This is a genomic window from Streptomyces sp. NPDC048696 (assembly GCF_043198895.1).
Lineage (GTDB): Bacteria > Actinomycetota > Actinomycetes > Streptomycetales > Streptomycetaceae > Streptomyces.
Map to the genome: position 1 here is coordinate 148,473 of NZ_JBICVJ010000008.1, position 14,712 is coordinate 163,184.

Sequence of the window (14,712 nt, forward strand, 5' to 3'; positions counted from 1 at the left end):
CCCGCGCAGACTGCCCACCATACGAAACGATCCGGCCGCGCGGAGAGGTTGTACCGCCTTCCGCAGCGTCTGCGCGTCGCTCTCCTTCGCCGTGCCACCGCTGCACGCCGACGCCCCCGCCACAACTGACAGGGCCGCCACGCAGAGTGCCGGTATCCGCAACGCACGGGCGGCGCCCATGTGTCCCCCAAGTGATCGATGGCGAAGCCCACTGGCGGCCACTCTTCACCATGACCACCGTCCGGCACATACATCCGTGCGTCACGTTCCGTGAGACGTCGGGCCGGATCGCGACGGCGTCCGTATGGCCCGTGTTAATTGCGAATTGGGTGAACCGTGCGTGCTGCGCATATCGTCCTCACTTCGGAGAGGCGGGACCAACGTCGGCGGGGAGTGGCGTTCGTGGCACTGGGCGAACTGAAGAACAAGGTGACGAGGAAGTACGCCGTGGGCATGGCGGTCGGGGCCTCGGTGGTGGCGCTCACGGGGGCGGTGTGGGGCGCGACGCTGTTGACCGGGTCGGGCGGAGGCGGCGTGCATCGGGGCGCGGCCGGTAACCAGGGCTCCGTTCGGGAGGGTTCACAGAGTCCGGAGGTGACGGTTCCGCAAACCATCGCGCACGCGGCCGAGTCGGGCGGGCAGGCCGTCAACATCACCATCGACGACGGGCCGGACCCGAAGTGGACGCCGAGGGTTCTGCGGGTTCTGAGGGAGAACCAGGTCAGGGCGGTGTTCTGCATGATCGGCCCGCAGGCCGCGCAGTACCCGGACCTGGTCAAGCAGGTGGTCGCGGAGGGCCACCGGCTGTGCGACCACACGATGACCCACAACACCGCGATGGACAAGAAGCCCGTGGCCTTCCAGCAGCAGGAGATCCTGGCCGCGAAGAAGATGATCGAGGACGCCGCCGGGGGAGCGAAGGTGGAGTACTACCGTGCCCCGGGCGGAGCCTTCACCCCCGACAGTCGGCGCATCGCGGCGGCGGCCGGGATGCGGCCGCTGGGCTGGAACGTGGATACGAAGGACTTCGAGAAGCCGGGAACGGCCGTGATAGTGAACAACGTTCACCGGGAGCTGACGAACGGTCCCACGATCCTGTTCCACGACGGCGGTGGCGACCGCCACCAGACCGTCGCGGCGATGGAGCAGATCCTTCCGTGGCTCAAGGAGCACGGCCACCCGACCAGTTTCCCGGTCCGGACCCAGCCCTGACGGAGGGGACGCTGCTGAGGCGGACGGGGCACAGGGTGCGTCGTGGCCGGGGAACTCGCCCCGCTGTGGCCGAAAGTAATGTTCTCCGGCGATGGAAGAGCCGCGTTGGGCATGGCGTGAACAATGCAGTGGGATGGACGCGCACGCTGGACTGGCAGGTCTTGACCACCCCGCCCGCGCCACCGCGGGCCCCCTCCGCCCCGGGCCGGCTCACGCCGGGCCCCGGGTCGCGGTCGGGTTCCGGGCCGGGACCCCGGATAGAGGGGACTCCGGTGTACGAGGCGGTGGTGCGGCTGTGGTTGTCCCTGGGACGGGAGGTGCCGCGGCAGGCGGGGAGTACGGTGTGGAGCGTCGGCGCCGACTCCTGGCGCGCCGATGGCCCCGACTTCTTCGGTCGAGGCTGAGACGGCGCTTCGCCGGACGCGCGGATCGCCGTGCGAGAAGTAGTGGGAGCAGATGCGTACGAGGGCGAGCCGGGCCGTCGAGGGGCGGTCGCCGTAGGGGTTCGTGGCGCCGTTCGTCTCGCCCGACAGGACCGCGTCCTCCCAGGCGCACCAGTCGGCCGTGGCCGTCTGGCGCACTCCGGCGTCGGGATGTTCATCCCTTTGTCGTACGGCTCGATCGGCGGATAAGGCTCGACCACGTCAACTCCCTCCCGGTGTGGCTCAGATGAAGGCGGCCGCATGGTCGGCCGCCCAACGGGCGAACGGTAGCGGTGGGCGGCCCAGTACCCGTCGGGCGGTGTCCGTCGCCGGGGAGCCGCCCTTGGTCGCGGCGGCGATGAGCTCCACCACGGCGGCCGCCGTCTCCCGTGAGCCGAATGGTGCGAAGTGGTCCAGGGCCTGCGCCTCGGTGAGTTCCTCGATGCGGATGGACCGGCCCGTGGCCGCGCCGATCAGCTCGATCTGGCGGCGCTGCGAGAGCGACTCCGCGCCGGTCAGGAGGTCGCTGAGGTCGCCCGACCCGCCCTCGGGCCGGTGGCCGGTCAGCGCCGCGACCGCGACCTGTGCGATGTCCCGCTCGTGGATCGGCGCCGTCACCGCATCCGGGTGCAGCAGCCGGGCCACGCCCTCCTTGCGGATCGAGTACGACCAGCTCAGCGCGTTGTTGGCGAGGACGAGCGGACGGATCGGGGTCCAGCGCAACCCGGCCGCGGCGAGCACCCGCTCGGCCGCGCGGTGCTCCAGCGAGATCGCGTTGGCCTGCGCGTACGGCAGGAGCACGCTCCCGGACGACAGGAGCACCACATGCTCGACGCCCGCCGCGCGAGCCGCGTCCGCGAAGTCCGCCATGCCCGCCGAGGTGACGTACAGGAAGACCTGCCGCACCCCGTCCAGCGCGGCCGTTAGCGTCTCGGGCCTGGTGAGGTCGGCCGCGACCACCGGCACGCCGGGCGGCAGATCCGCCGACGCGGGGTTGCGGGCCGAGGCCCGTACCGGCTCGCCCGCCGCGAGGAGCTGATCCAGCACATGCCGCCCGACACTTCCGCGGGCCCCGATCACGAGCGTGGTCATGGTCGTCCTCCCCGGGCCGGCGTGCTTCCCGACCCTCAGCAGCCTCGCGCAGGACCAACTGCCCCCGGGCAGCCTCGGACAACGTAGTCCCGGCAGCCGGTCCTGCGCCGTCGCCCGCCTCAGTACGACCGGTTACGCCTTCTTGACCACGCTGGACTTGAGCTGCATGGCGCCGAAGCCGTCGATCTTGCAGTCGATGTCGTGGCCGTCCACTCCGTCGATCAGCCGGATGTTGCGGACCTTCGTACCGGCCTTGATCCCGGACGGGCTGCCCTTCACCTTGAGCGCCTTGACGACCGTCACCGTGTCGCCGTCGCTCAGCACATTGCCGACGGCGTCCTTGACGACCCGCTCCTGCGCGGCGCCCTCGCCCTCCGCGTCGCCCTGGGCGGGCACCCATTCGTTGCCGCACTCCGGGCACACCACGAGGGCGTTCATCTCGTACGTGTACTCACAGGCGCACTTCGGACAGGGAGGAAGGTTCTCGATCATGTCTCCAGAATATCGCCGGGAATCGCCCCGATCGTGCAGCGGCTCAGCGGTGCACAGGGTCCCTGGCGACGCCTATGCGAAGATCCACTCGCCGTGCCGGACGGCGCCGTGGAAGACCGTGGAGGGTGAGATGTACGCGATATCCCTGGGCGACGACGGGGCCGAGCTGCGCCCGCTGGAGCCGTGGCAGGCCGAGGAGTTCCTGGCCCATGTGGACCGGGGTCGGGAGTTCATCGGGCAGTACAACGGGCTGCCCGACGTCGTCACGGACCTGGAGTCGAGCCGCGCGTTCCTCCAGGCGTACGCGGACAAGACCGCCGCCGACACCGGGCGGCTCCACGGCATCCGCGTGGACGGCGCGCTCGTCGGCGCGGTCCTCTTCCGGCGGCTGGACGTCGCGCAGGGCATCGCCGAGGCGGGCTGCTGGCTGGAGCCGACCGCGACGGGGCGGGGACTCGTGACGCGCGCCGTGCGCGTCATCATCGACTGGGCCGTCGAGGAGCGGGGCATCCACCGGGTGGAGTGGTGGGTCTCGGCGGGCAACGAGCCCAGCATCGCGGTGGCCCGACGACTCGGGATGACCCGGGACGGTGTGCTGCGCGAGAGCTATCTGTACCGGGGCAAGTGGCACGACGAGGAGATCTGGTCGGTGCTCGCGCAGGAGTGGCGGGCGGGCGATCAGGCCTCTTGAGGCGCTGATACGGCAGCCGACCGAGGCCACGGCCATCAACCGGGGCCAATGTAGCCGATGAGAACCAATGCAACCAACCGGGCTCAAAGTGACGTCATGGCAGGTGTCCCACCGTACGAATGACCGAACGAAAGGACATGACTGTGCGACCCATCGGAGCTGGTGCGAGCCGACGGACCGTGCTGGCGACGGGAGCCGGGGCGGCGCTCGCCGCCGTATCCCTGGCCGCCCCGGCCCGAGCCGCCTCGCCCGCGACCGGCGCGGCGGACCGTGTCACCCGGCAGTTGCGCGCCCTTGAGCGGGAGCACGGCGCGCGCCTCGGTGCGTACGCCCATGACACCGCCACGGGACGCACGGTGGTGTACCGGGCGGACGAGCGCTTCCCGATGTGCTCGGTGTTCAAGACCCTCGGCGCGGCCGCGGTCCTGCGGGACCTGGACCGCGACGGTGAGTTCCTGGCCCGCCGCATCCACTACACCGCGCAGGACGTCAAGGACTCCGGCTACTCACCGATCACCCGCGAACCCGAGAACCTCTCCGGCGGTATGACGGTCGCCGAGCTGTGCGAGTACGCCATCACCTACAGCGACAACACCGCCGCCAACCTGCTGCTGCGTGAACTGGGCGGGCCCACCGCCGTCACCCGCTTCTGCCGCTCCACCGGCGACCGGATCACCCGCCTCGACCGCTGGGAGCCCGAGCTGAACTCGGCGGAGCCGTGGCGCGAGACGGACACCACCACACCCCGGGCCATCGCGCGGACGTACGCCCGCCTCGTCCTGGGCGACGCCCTCGTCCACCACGACCGCCGGTTGCTCACCGAGTGGTTGCTCGCCAACACCACCAGCGGTGAACGTCTGCGCGCGGCGTTGCCCGCCGACTGGCGGGTCGCCGACAAGACCGGGGGCGGCGACTACGGCGTCAACAACAACGTCGGTATCGCCTGGCCACCCCGCCGCCCGCCGGTCGTCCTGGCCGTCCTGACCACCAAGCCCGCCCAGGACGCCGTCGCCGACAACCCCCTGGTCGCCAGGACGGCACGCGTGCTGGCCGAGGCGATGACCGGGCCGCCGCCGGATAAATCCAGCTGACGGCCGCGCGCAACTCGCCTATCGTCAGCGTGATTTCCCGCGGACACCCCGTTCGGCCAGGGACGACGACGTGGAGGTTGTTGGTGCGCTACCGCGAGCTGGGCCGCAGTGGGTTGTCCGTGTCCGAGATCGGTTACGGCGCCTGGGGTATCGGTGAGTCCAGTTGGGTGGGCGCGACGGAGGACGAGTCCGTACGCGCCCTGCGCCGTGCCGTCGACCTCGGTGTGAACTTCATCGACACCGCCCGTGGTTACGGCGAGAGCGAGCGGATCGTCGGGCGCGTGGTGCGTGAGCTGGCGGGCGACGAGGTGTACGTCGCCACCAAGGTGCCGCCGAAGAACCGTGTGTGGCCCGCGCCCGCCGGCCTCGACCCCGCCGAGGCGTTTCCGGGCGAGCACATCCGTACCAGCCTGGAGACCAGTCTGCGGGCAAGCGGCCTGGACCACTTCGACGTCCTGCAGCTCCATGCCTGGAGCGACGACTGGGTGGGGCGCGGCGACTGGCTGGAGACCATCGCCGAGCTGAAGCGGGAGGGCAAGATCCGCCTGTTCGGTGTCTCCGTCAACGACCATGAGCCAGACAGTGCGCTCGCGCTCGTACGCAGCGGCGTCGTGGACAGCGTGCAGGTCATCTACAACGTCTTCGACCAGGCGCCCGCCGACACCCTGCTGCCCGCCTGCGAGGAGCACGGTGTCGGCGTCATCGTACGGGTGGCGCTGGACGAGGGCGGTCTCACCGGCCGGATCACCGCCGATACGACGTTCCCCGACGGCGACTGGCGGCACCGCTACTTCCGTGGCGACCGCCCGGCGCAGATCGAGCGGCGAGTGGCCGCGATCGTCGACGACCTCGGCATAGGCACCGGGGAGATCGCGGAGTACGCGCTGCGGTTCGTGCTGAGTTCACCGGCGGTCTCCACCGTCATCCCCGGTATGCGCAGCGTCCGCAACGTCGAGCGCAACACCGCCCTCAGCGACGGGCGTCCGCTCACCGCCGACCAGCTCACCGTACTGGCCGAGCACCGGTGGGAGCGCAACTTCTACTCCTGATGCGGGAGTTGACGGGAAAGGGCCGGTCGGGGGTATCGTCGTCGCCACGATGCCCCCGACCGGCCCGGTTCCGTCGGCGCGTACACCTACTGCCTGCGCGCGTATACGTACCTGTCAGGCGCTCAGCGCGTTGACACGTACGGCCATGTTGCCGGACGGGTGCTTGTTCTCGTACATCAGCTGGTGCGCGAGCCCCGTCTCCTCGAAGTCGCCGACCCAGGACAGGCACGGGTCGAGCTTCTTGCTGGCGGCGAGCTCGATGACCTGGCGGCACTGGCGGATGTTCGCGAAGTGCGAGCCCTGGAGGCGCTTCTGACGCATCCACAGGAACCGCAGGTCCACATCGCCGTTGTAGCCGCTGGTGCCACCGCAGATGACCACCATGCCCGCCGTGTCGCACAGGTACATGGAGGTGGGGATGGTGTTCTGACCGCTGTGCTCCAGCACGATCTTCGGCGCCCGGCGCTCGCCGAGGACGTCCCAGAACTTGGTGCCGAAGGCGCGTACGCCCTTCATCCACTTGCCCATCGCCGCGCTGTCCGTGGTGTCCGGCAACCGGCCCCAGTGGTCGAACTCGTTGCGGTTGATGAACCCTTCCGCGCCGAGCTCCAGACAGTGCTTGCCGCGCTCCTCGTCGGAGACCACGGCGATGGGGACACCGCCGCGGATCCGGGTGATCTGGATCGCCATCGAGCCGAGGCCACCGGCGCCGCCCCAGATCAGCACCGGGTCGCCGGGCTCCACCGTGTGCGGGGCCCAGCCGCACAGCTGCCGGTAGGCGGTGGCGCCCGTCAGCAGGAAGCAGGCGGCCTCCTCCCAGGTGAGGTTGGCCGGCTTGGGGTGGCACTGGTAGTCGTCGACGAGGGCGTACTGCGCGAACGAGCCGTAGTTCGTCTCGTATCCCCAGGCGTTCTGGGTGGCGGAGGTCATCGGGTCGGCGCCCATCCGGATGTCCTGGGCCCTCTCGTCCCAGGTGCAGCCCGACAGCATCACCTCGTCGCCGACCTTCACACAGGTCACGCCCTCGCCGACGGCCCAGACTATGCCGGACCCCTCGGAGCCGCCGATGTGGAAGTCCTCGGGCTCGCCGCGCTTCTGCCGCCCGGCGATGACGTCGTAGGGGTAACCGAGCGACGCCCAGACGTTGTTGTAGTTGATGCCCGCGGCCATCACATAGACGAGCACCTGGCCCCGGCCGACGCGCGGTGTGTCCACGACCTCCATGGCGAAGCCCTGCTCCGGCGGGCCGTAGCGGTCCGGGCGGATGACCGACGCGTGCATCCGCGAGGGCACCTCGCCCAGCGGGGGCATCTGTCCGATGTCGTACAGGTCCTTGGTCAACTCTTCCTCCACCTGGTGTTTCTGTCGTTGCTGTCGAGCTGGGGGTGTCGCAGGGTAGTCGCAGGGGTCGTCAGGCGACGGTTTCCGCTTCGATTTCCGCTTCGAGCTCCCGGGCCAGTGACGCCGTCGTGGTCTCCTTCACCAGCCGGGTCATGGGCAGGGCGACGCCGAGGTCCTTCTCCAGCCGCTTGCGCAGCTCCGTGGCCATGAGCGAGTCCATACCGAGCTGGCTGAACCGCTTGTTCACATCGAGCCTGGCGACGCGCATCTTGAGGACGGCGGCGACGTGCTCCGCGACGCGCTCGGTGACGGTGCGGTCCGTGGCGGGCCGGGGGGTGGGCGTGGGGTGGGACGTGGCCGCCGCGACGGGGGCCGGTGCGGGTGCGGCTGCCGTGACGGGAGCGGTTGTACGGGCCGGAACGGTGGTAGGGGCGGGAACAGCGACCGGTGCCGCGTCCTCCACCGCGCGGGTGGTCGCACCCGCCGGGTTCGCGGCGATCCGCAGGCTGCCGCGCAGCTCGATCACGAAGCCGCTGGAGGGGTCGGTGAGCCGCAGCTCGCCGGTGAGTTCGATGCCCTGGCCCGTGCCGTGCACCTCGCCCGGTTCCGCCGCTCGCGCGTGCTCGGCCGTCATGGTCGCGTTCACCTTGTCTTCCTCGGTCTGTTCGCCGGTGCGGCGACGTATCGGCATGCCCTTGGCCTCGGCGACGACACGGTGTCCGTCGTCGAACAGGGCGATGTCCAGGGCGAGTTCGCCGTGGGCGGCCTCGGTGATGCGGCACGCGGTCCACAGCTCGTCCGTCGCCGGGCCGTACACCGCGAACCCGGTGAGGTTCGGGGTGAGGAGCGAGGGGTCGGGGAGCAGCGCCAGGGCCGGCTGGTAGGCCGAGCGCACCAGGTCGGGGTGGACCGGGTGGCCCGGGCGGGGCTCCATCGAGGCGGGCCTGCGCAGCCGCGCGACGGCTTCGCCCCGCCCGAGACGGATCTCGTCCAGTACGTGCCGGAGCGCACCGGCCCCGGCCGTACGGCGGTAGAACGTGTCGGGGTCCAGCCGGTCCGGGCAGCGGGCCAGGATCCGGTCGAGCGGTTCGTGCCCGGCCGGGGTGTCGTCGGGCAGCGCCGTGGCGGTTCCCCCGGCGCGCCGGGTCCAGTCGCCCTCGCCCGGTCGGCTGGTGACTTCGAACTCCCAGCTGCCGTCGGTCGCGGCCGGGGTGAGGACGACCCGCAGGGTGTGCGCCTCGCCGGGGCGCACGAGCAGCGCCTCCTCGATGTCCACCCCGGTGAGCAGCACCGCGTCGCTGCCCGAGGTCAGGGCGGCCGCGGCCCTGGCGGCCTCCACGAACTCCGGTCCGTGCACCACGGCCGGACCACCGTCGGGGCTCTCCGGCAGGAACGGCGACCCCGGCGCGTCGAGCCGGAACTCATGGGACTGCGGCAGGGACTCCAGGTCCTCCACCCAGTAGCTCTCCCGCTGCCAGGGGTATGTCGGCAGCGGTACGCAACGGCCGCCGCCGTACAGCCCGTTCCAGTCGACGCGGGCGCCCGTCTCGTACACCTTGCCCAGATGGGTCAGCAGGGTGCGGCGCTCCGGCTCCTCGCGCAGGAGGGAGGCGATGGCCGCGCCGGGCAGGGCGGCGTCGTCGAGGGAGTCCTGCACCGCGCCCGACAGGACCGGGTGCGGGCTGATCTCGATGAACACCGTCTCGGTCTGGAGCGCGGTGCTGAGCACGGCCTCGTGGAAGTGGACGCGGCCGCGGATGTTGCGGGTCCAGTACGAGGCGTCGAGCCCGGTCCCGTCCTCCAGCTCACCGGTGACCGTCGAGCGCAGCGGGACGCGTCCGGCGCGCGGCTCGATGTCCCGTAGTTCCGCAGCGAGTTCATCGAGCAGCGGGTCCATCTGGGCGCAGTGCGAGGCGGCTTCGGCCTTCATCACACGGCAGAACACGTCGCGGCTGTCCAGCTCGGCCTTGATCTTCTCGATGCCGTCGATCTCCCCGGCGAGGACCGTGGTGCGCGGGCCGTTGCTGGCCGCGACCGAGACATCGACCGCGAGCTCGGCGATGAGCTGTTCGGCGTCGGCGGCGGTCAGCGCGGCCACCGACATCGTGCCGCGCCCGGCGACGCGGTCGCGGATCAGCCGGGCCCGGCGGCAGACCACGGCCGCAGCGTCGGCAAGGCTGAGCGCGCCCGCGACGCAGGCGGCGGCCGATTCGCCCATGCTGTGTCCGATGACCACGTCCGGTTCGACGCCCCAGGCCCGCCAGGTCTCGGCGAGCGAGACCTGGATCGCCCAGAGCACCGGGTGCACGATGGCCACGGTCTCGCCGATCAGGTCGCTGCCGTCGCTGAGCCGGTCGATGACGGACCAGCCGGTCTCGGCGCGTACGGCCTCGTCGCAGCGGATCAGCGCCGCGCTGAACGCCGGGGAGACGTCCATGAGTTCACGGCCCATGCCGATCCACTGCGAGCCGTGGCCGGAGAAGACGAAGGCGACCTGCGGGCGGCCCGCGTAGCCCGTGTGGCCGTCCTCGGTCAGGGCGTCGCGCAGACGCTCGGCGAGCGCGTCGTGGCTGTCGCCGACGACCGAGAGGCGGCAGTCGAGGTGCGGGCGCCGGGTGGCGGCGGTGTGGCAGAGGTCCGCGAGCTCGGCGGCACGGCCCGCCCCGCCCGGGGCGAGGTGGTGCGCCAGGTCCTGGACGCGCTGGCGCAGGGCTTCGGGTGAGGCGGCGGAGACGGTGAGCACGTGCTCGGCGCCGCTCTCGGCGGTGGCCGGTTCGCGGACGCCGCCGCCGTCGGGCTCGGCCTCGGTCAGGACGAGGTGCACATTGGTGCCGGAGACGCCGAATCCGCTCACCCCGGCGGCCAGCGGGCGCCCTTGCGCGTCGAGGGGTACGGCGCCGAGGTGCGGGATGTCGAGACCCGCCGCGTCCCAGTCGACCGTGGAGGTGCGTTCGGTGACATGGAGGCTGCGCGGCACGGTGCGGTGCTTGAGGGCCAGCGCGATCTTGATCAGCCCGAGCACGCCCGCGGCGGAGCCGGTGTGGCCGATGTTGCTCTTCACCGAGCCGACGAGCAGCGGCCGGTCCGTGCGGTGGCCGCCGAACGCGGAGGCGATCGCGCCGAGTTCGATCGGGTCGCCCGCGCGGGTGCCGGTGCCGTGGGCCTCGATGTAGTCGACGTCGGACAGGGCGATCCCGGCGTGCTCGTACGCGAGTTGGAGCATCTGGCGCTGGCCGCTCAGGGCGGGGCTCATCATGGTGTCGCTGCCGGCGCCGTCGTTGTTCATCCCCCAGCCCCGGATCACCGCGCGGATGGGGTCGCCGTCGGCGATCGCACGCTCCAGCGGCTTCAGGAGGACCACGCCCACGCCTTCGCTGAACACGAAGCCGTCGGCGGCGGCGTCGCCGAAGCGGCAGTTCTCCGAGAAGACGTTGGCGTCGACGAACCCGTGGTTCTCGGTGTTGGCGAGGAGCAGCTGCGAGCCGCCCGCGATGGCCATGGTGGACTCGCCGGCCTGGAGGCTCTGGCAGGCGAGCGCGATGGCGGTGAGGGAGGAGGAGCAGGCGGTGTCGACCGACAGTCCGGGCCCGGTGACGCCCAGGGCGAAGGAGACGCGGCCCGTCGTGGTGGAGCGCGAACCGGCCCCGAGCGAGGCGTGGATGTCGGGCCATCCGATGCTCTGCTGGAGATCCCAGTAGTGCACGTTGGTGGTGCCGACGTAGACGCCGGTACGGGTCCCCGCGAGCTCGGCGGGGTCCTGCCCGGCGTCCTCAAGGGCCTCCCAGACGGTCTCCATGAAGAGCCGCTGCTGCGGGTCCATGCCCGCCGCCTCCCGGGGGGAGATCCCGAAGTACTCCGCGTCGAACCGGTCCACGTCCTTGAGGAGCGCGGAGCGCACGCGCGCCCCCGGAATCTCGTACTGCCGCCCGAACCGGACGGGCGGAACGTCCTCGACCGAGCAGACCTCGTCCATCAGGAGCTGCCAGAAAGCGTCCGGGCCGTCGGCGCCGGGGACTCGGCAGGCCATTCCCACGATCGCTATCGGTGCGGGCCGCACCGGGGTGTCTTGACCCATGATGTGTACGTGACTTCCTTAAGTCGGGCAGGCCGCGCGGCAGTCGGCTGCGCGGGATCGCTTCGACTCTCGCAATATCGGCCCGGAATGTTCAACGTGCCGTCAGCAAATTGCCATCGGGTCTCGTGAATTCATGTCGCCAGTGGCAGGTTGCTGCCTACACGTAACGCGCGTGAAACGGCTGCGGACTCATGCCTGCAACAAGCCCATGCTGGATGCGTAGAGCCCGGCCTGGAATCGGGAGCGCGCGCCGAGCAGCCGCATGATGTCCGCGACTCGTCTGCGGTAGGTCCGCACCGACATCTCCAGTTCCCGGGCCGCCGCCTCGTCCGTGCAGCCGTCGCCGAGCATCTGCAGAATGCGTGTTCCGCAGTCGCTGCTCAGATATTCCTGGAGCTGCTGGTACTTGGTGAGCGGGGCGCCCCGGTGCCACGCGGTCATCATGAGGTCGTGCAGCGCCTTGACCACACCGGGCGCGCGGATGATCGAGGCCCCGCCGGCGGTGGCCACGCCGGGCGAGCGCACCAGCGCGACCTGCCGGTCCACGACCACGGCGGCGTGCCGTACGGCGGTCGCGGCCAGCCGGATCTCCAGGCCCTCGACGACCGCGCCCAGCCGGGCCAGCCGGTCGTCCCCGGCCAGGTCCGGCGCCGCGAGAATCCGCACGCGGATATCGCGCGGATGCCGCGCGGCCAGTCCGCGTAACGCGGTGCCGACCACGGGCAACGCGTCCTCGGAATTCGGTATGAGCATGGTCACCGAATGCTCGGCCCGCTCCACCAGAGTGTCCAGTGTGTTGGCGGCGACACTTCTGTCGTCTATGACGGCGAGTGTCGAATCTTCGAGTGCGCGGATCTGGACGTCATTGACGACGGATTCGATCAACGGCCGCATCTGTGACAGCACTTCGTCGCAGAGCGAGTTGGAATTACGCATGCACGCCTCATCGAGTTTGCAGTATCGCGTCCGAAAAGGCAGCCACGCTCGCAGCATCAAGGGAGTGCGGGGAAAACCGGGTAGCGATGCGCGGAGCCCACCATTTCATGCCCCTGGGAAAACACGCCTCTCTGTGATCACCACCCTACCGCTGAGTAACGCTACAGTTCGTAGCGATACATCGTCAACGCGTGACCGCTGCACGGGGGTTGACATCCGGCCAGTCGCGTGGTGCCGAGTTCGTGACGCGGCCCACACGGAGGGCTGGTCGAGCCCGCGCCGACCCTCGTCGGCCACCGTGGGGCGGGCCCGGTGGGGCGGCGGTTACCGCCGGTTCGGCGACCCCTCGGCAGGTCCGACGGCGTGAACCGGCCGATCGCGCCCGGCGGTTCGGATCTGACGCTTTTTGCGTGGTACGAATTCTTGCGGGGCACGCAACTTCTGTACGCTGCCCGGCCATGGGCACTGCACAGCACAACGCCCCCGGGCCGGGGCTGCGCGAGCGCAAGAAGCAGGCGACCCGCACCGCGCTGAGCCTCGCGGCGCTGCGGCTCGCCTCGGAACGCGGCTGGGAGGCCGTGCGCGTCGAGGACATCGCGGCTGCGGCCGGGGTGTCGGCCCGTACGTTCAACAACTACTTCTCCAGCAAGGAGGAGGCCGTGATGGCCACGGGCGCCGACCGGGCCGAGCGCGTGCGGGTGGCGCTGCGGGCGCGGCCGCCCGGGGAGCCGCTGTGGGACGCGCTCACCCATGCGCTCACCAGCGCGCTGGGGGAGTCGCCCGCCGTCGAACCCGGCATCGTCCTGCGCGCCCGGCTGACCCTCGCCCACTCCCAACTCGCCGCCGAACAGATGCGGTTCGAGACCACCATGGCGGCAGCCCTCGCCGCCGAGATCGCCCGGCGCACCGGCGCCGACGCCGAGCGCGACCTGTACCCGCGCCTGGCGGCCACCCTCGCCCTCACCACCACCCGGCTCGCCTTCGAGCACTGGGTGACCAGCGGCTCCGACGCCTCCGCGCTGGACTCCGTACGGCAGGCGCTGCGGCGCGTACGGATCGATCCGTAGCCCACCGCGGCGCGGACCCCGTCCGGCGCGGCCGCCTCGGGTGCCCCGACGCACAGAGAGAGCCAACTGCCATGTCCCGTAAGCCAGTCAGCACCGAAACTCCCGCCACCCCCGACGGTGCCGGATCGACCACCGAGCCGGTCGGCGCCGGCTCTCCCGCACCGGACGGCTGGCGGAAGGTCCCGATCCTCGTCGTCGCCCTCACCGCCCTGCTCGTCGCGATGCTCACCGCCTTCGCGTTACCGGCGATCAACTCCGGCCCGCACAAGGTGCCGATCGCCGTCGCCGGGCCCGACGCGGCCGCCGTGAAGATCGCCGGGCAGCTGGAGAAGGCCAAGCCAGGCGGGTTCCGCATCAGGACGCTGCCCGACGCGCGGGCGGCCCGCGAGCGGATCGACGACCGCGACATCTACGGTGCGGTCGTCGTCGGCGCCACCCCGGGCGCGAAGCCCGAGGTCCTGATCGCCACCACCGCGAGCCCCACCATCGCCACGACCCTGCGCACCCTCGCCCGCGCACTCGACCCGGCGACCGCCGACTCCGGGGTCGTGGTGCGCGATCTGCACCCGCCGATGGCCGACGACCCCAACGCCATCGGGCTCTCGGCCGGTGCGCTGCCGCTGGTGCTCGGCGGCTATCTCGCGGCCGCGGCGATCGTGACGCTGCTGCGCGATCCCGCCCAGCGCGCCGCCACCGCCTTCGGGTTCTCGATCGCCGGTGGTTTCGCCCTCACCGCCCTGCTGCAGTACGGCTTCGGCGTGACCAACGGCAACTACGCGCTGACGTCGCTTGCGGTCACCTTCAGTACGGCCGCCACCTGCTGGACCATCATGGGTCTGAGCGCGCTGCTCGGCGGCGCCGGTCTCGCTCTGGGCGCGACCATGATGATCTTCCTGGGCAACCCGCTGTCGGGGCTTGCCGCCGGTCCCGAGTGGCTGCCGACCCCGTGGGGCACCTTCGGTCAGTTCCTGCCGCCGGGCGCCGGCGGGACCCTGCTGCGCTCGACCGCGTTCTTCGACGGCTCGGGCAGCACCCGCGCCCTGATCGTCCTGTCCGGCTGGCTCCTCGGTGGCCTCGCGCTCTTCGTCCTGGGCTCACGCCGCCAGGCGGCGCCGGGAGCCGCGGCCCCCGCGCCCGAGCGCGAGCCGGAGCCCACGCTCGGGAAGTCCTAGGCGGGGAGACCCGGGCGGGAAGTCCTGGGAATGGCAGCGGCCGTACGGGCCCCGAACCCGTACGGCCGCTCC

11 protein-coding genes and 1 pseudogene are annotated in these 14,712 nt (G+C 71.2%); 6 read left to right on the forward strand and 6 right to left on the reverse strand.

Annotation, left to right across the window (positions count from 1 at the left end; genetic code table 11):
* Window positions 1–453: 453 nt before the first annotated feature.
* A complete protein-coding gene (locus ACGFRG_RS18740) occupies window positions 454–1,212 on the forward strand; it encodes a polysaccharide deacetylase family protein (RefSeq protein WP_393265598.1) in 759 nt (252 codons plus the stop codon).
* Between the two features lie 431 nt (window positions 1,213–1,643).
* On the opposite strand, the pseudogene ACGFRG_RS18745 reads toward ACGFRG_RS18740, so the two are convergent.
* The 3 genes and pseudogenes from ACGFRG_RS18745 to ACGFRG_RS18755 all read right to left on the reverse strand — a co-directional run.
* Window positions 1,644–1,811, reverse strand: a pseudogene (locus tag ACGFRG_RS18745) (prolyl aminopeptidase); the annotation flags it as partial.
* Between the two features lie 66 nt (window positions 1,812–1,877).
* Window positions 1,878–2,726 (reverse strand): NAD(P)H-binding protein, encoded by an 849-nt coding sequence (locus ACGFRG_RS18750; protein ID WP_361421934.1) that lies wholly within the window; start codon window positions 2,724–2,726, stop codon window positions 1,878–1,880.
* A gap of 132 nt (window positions 2,727–2,858) precedes the next feature.
* A complete protein-coding gene (locus ACGFRG_RS18755) occupies window positions 2,859–3,218 on the reverse strand; it encodes a zinc ribbon domain-containing protein YjdM (RefSeq protein WP_361421937.1) in 360 nt (119 codons plus the stop codon).
* Between the two features lie 130 nt (window positions 3,219–3,348).
* Between ACGFRG_RS18755 and ACGFRG_RS18760 the strand changes: the two genes are divergently transcribed.
* The 3 genes from ACGFRG_RS18760 (at window position 3,349) to ACGFRG_RS18770 (ending at window position 6,049) form a co-directional block, all read left to right on the forward strand.
* Window positions 3,349–3,909 (forward strand): GNAT family N-acetyltransferase, encoded by a 561-nt coding sequence (locus ACGFRG_RS18760; protein ID WP_393265146.1) that lies wholly within the window; start codon window positions 3,349–3,351, stop codon window positions 3,907–3,909.
* A 137-nt stretch (window positions 3,910–4,046) separates the two neighbouring features.
* Window positions 4,047–5,000 (forward strand): class A beta-lactamase, encoded by a 954-nt coding sequence (gene bla, locus ACGFRG_RS18765; RefSeq protein ID WP_393265149.1) that lies wholly within the window; start codon window positions 4,047–4,049, stop codon window positions 4,998–5,000.
* 83 nt (window positions 5,001–5,083) lie between these two features.
* Window positions 5,084–6,049 (forward strand): aldo/keto reductase, encoded by a 966-nt coding sequence (locus tag ACGFRG_RS18770; protein ID WP_393265152.1) that lies wholly within the window; start codon window positions 5,084–5,086, stop codon window positions 6,047–6,049.
* 114 nt (window positions 6,050–6,163) lie between these two features.
* Here the strand turns inward: ACGFRG_RS18770 and ccrA are convergent, their stop codons facing one another.
* The 3 genes from ccrA to ACGFRG_RS18785 all read right to left on the reverse strand — a co-directional run bounded on the left by ccrA (window position 6,164) and on the right by ACGFRG_RS18785 (window position 12,401).
* Window positions 6,164–7,390 (reverse strand): crotonyl-CoA carboxylase/reductase, encoded by a 1,227-nt coding sequence (gene ccrA, locus ACGFRG_RS18775; protein WP_361421950.1) that lies wholly within the window; start codon window positions 7,388–7,390, stop codon window positions 6,164–6,166.
* Window positions 7,391–7,460: 70 nt separating this feature from the next.
* Complete coding sequence (locus ACGFRG_RS18780; protein WP_393265156.1) at window positions 7,461–11,465, reverse strand: type I polyketide synthase; 4,005 nt, start codon at window positions 11,463–11,465, stop codon at window positions 7,461–7,463.
* A gap of 189 nt (window positions 11,466–11,654) precedes the next feature.
* Complete coding sequence (locus tag ACGFRG_RS18785) at window positions 11,655–12,401, reverse strand: hypothetical protein (protein WP_393265159.1); 747 nt, start codon at window positions 12,399–12,401, stop codon at window positions 11,655–11,657.
* A 458-nt stretch (window positions 12,402–12,859) separates the two neighbouring features.
* On the opposite strand from ACGFRG_RS18785, the gene ACGFRG_RS18790 reads away from it, so the two are divergent.
* Window positions 12,860–13,468, forward strand: coding sequence for a TetR family transcriptional regulator (locus ACGFRG_RS18790; protein WP_361421959.1), 609 nt, complete (start codon window positions 12,860–12,862; stop codon window positions 13,466–13,468).
* A 71-nt stretch (window positions 13,469–13,539) separates the two neighbouring features.
* Entirely contained in the window at window positions 13,540–14,640 is a 1,101-nt protein-coding gene (locus ACGFRG_RS18795; protein ID WP_393265162.1) for a hypothetical protein, read from the forward strand.
* The last annotated feature ends 72 nt before the right edge of the window (window positions 14,641–14,712 follow it).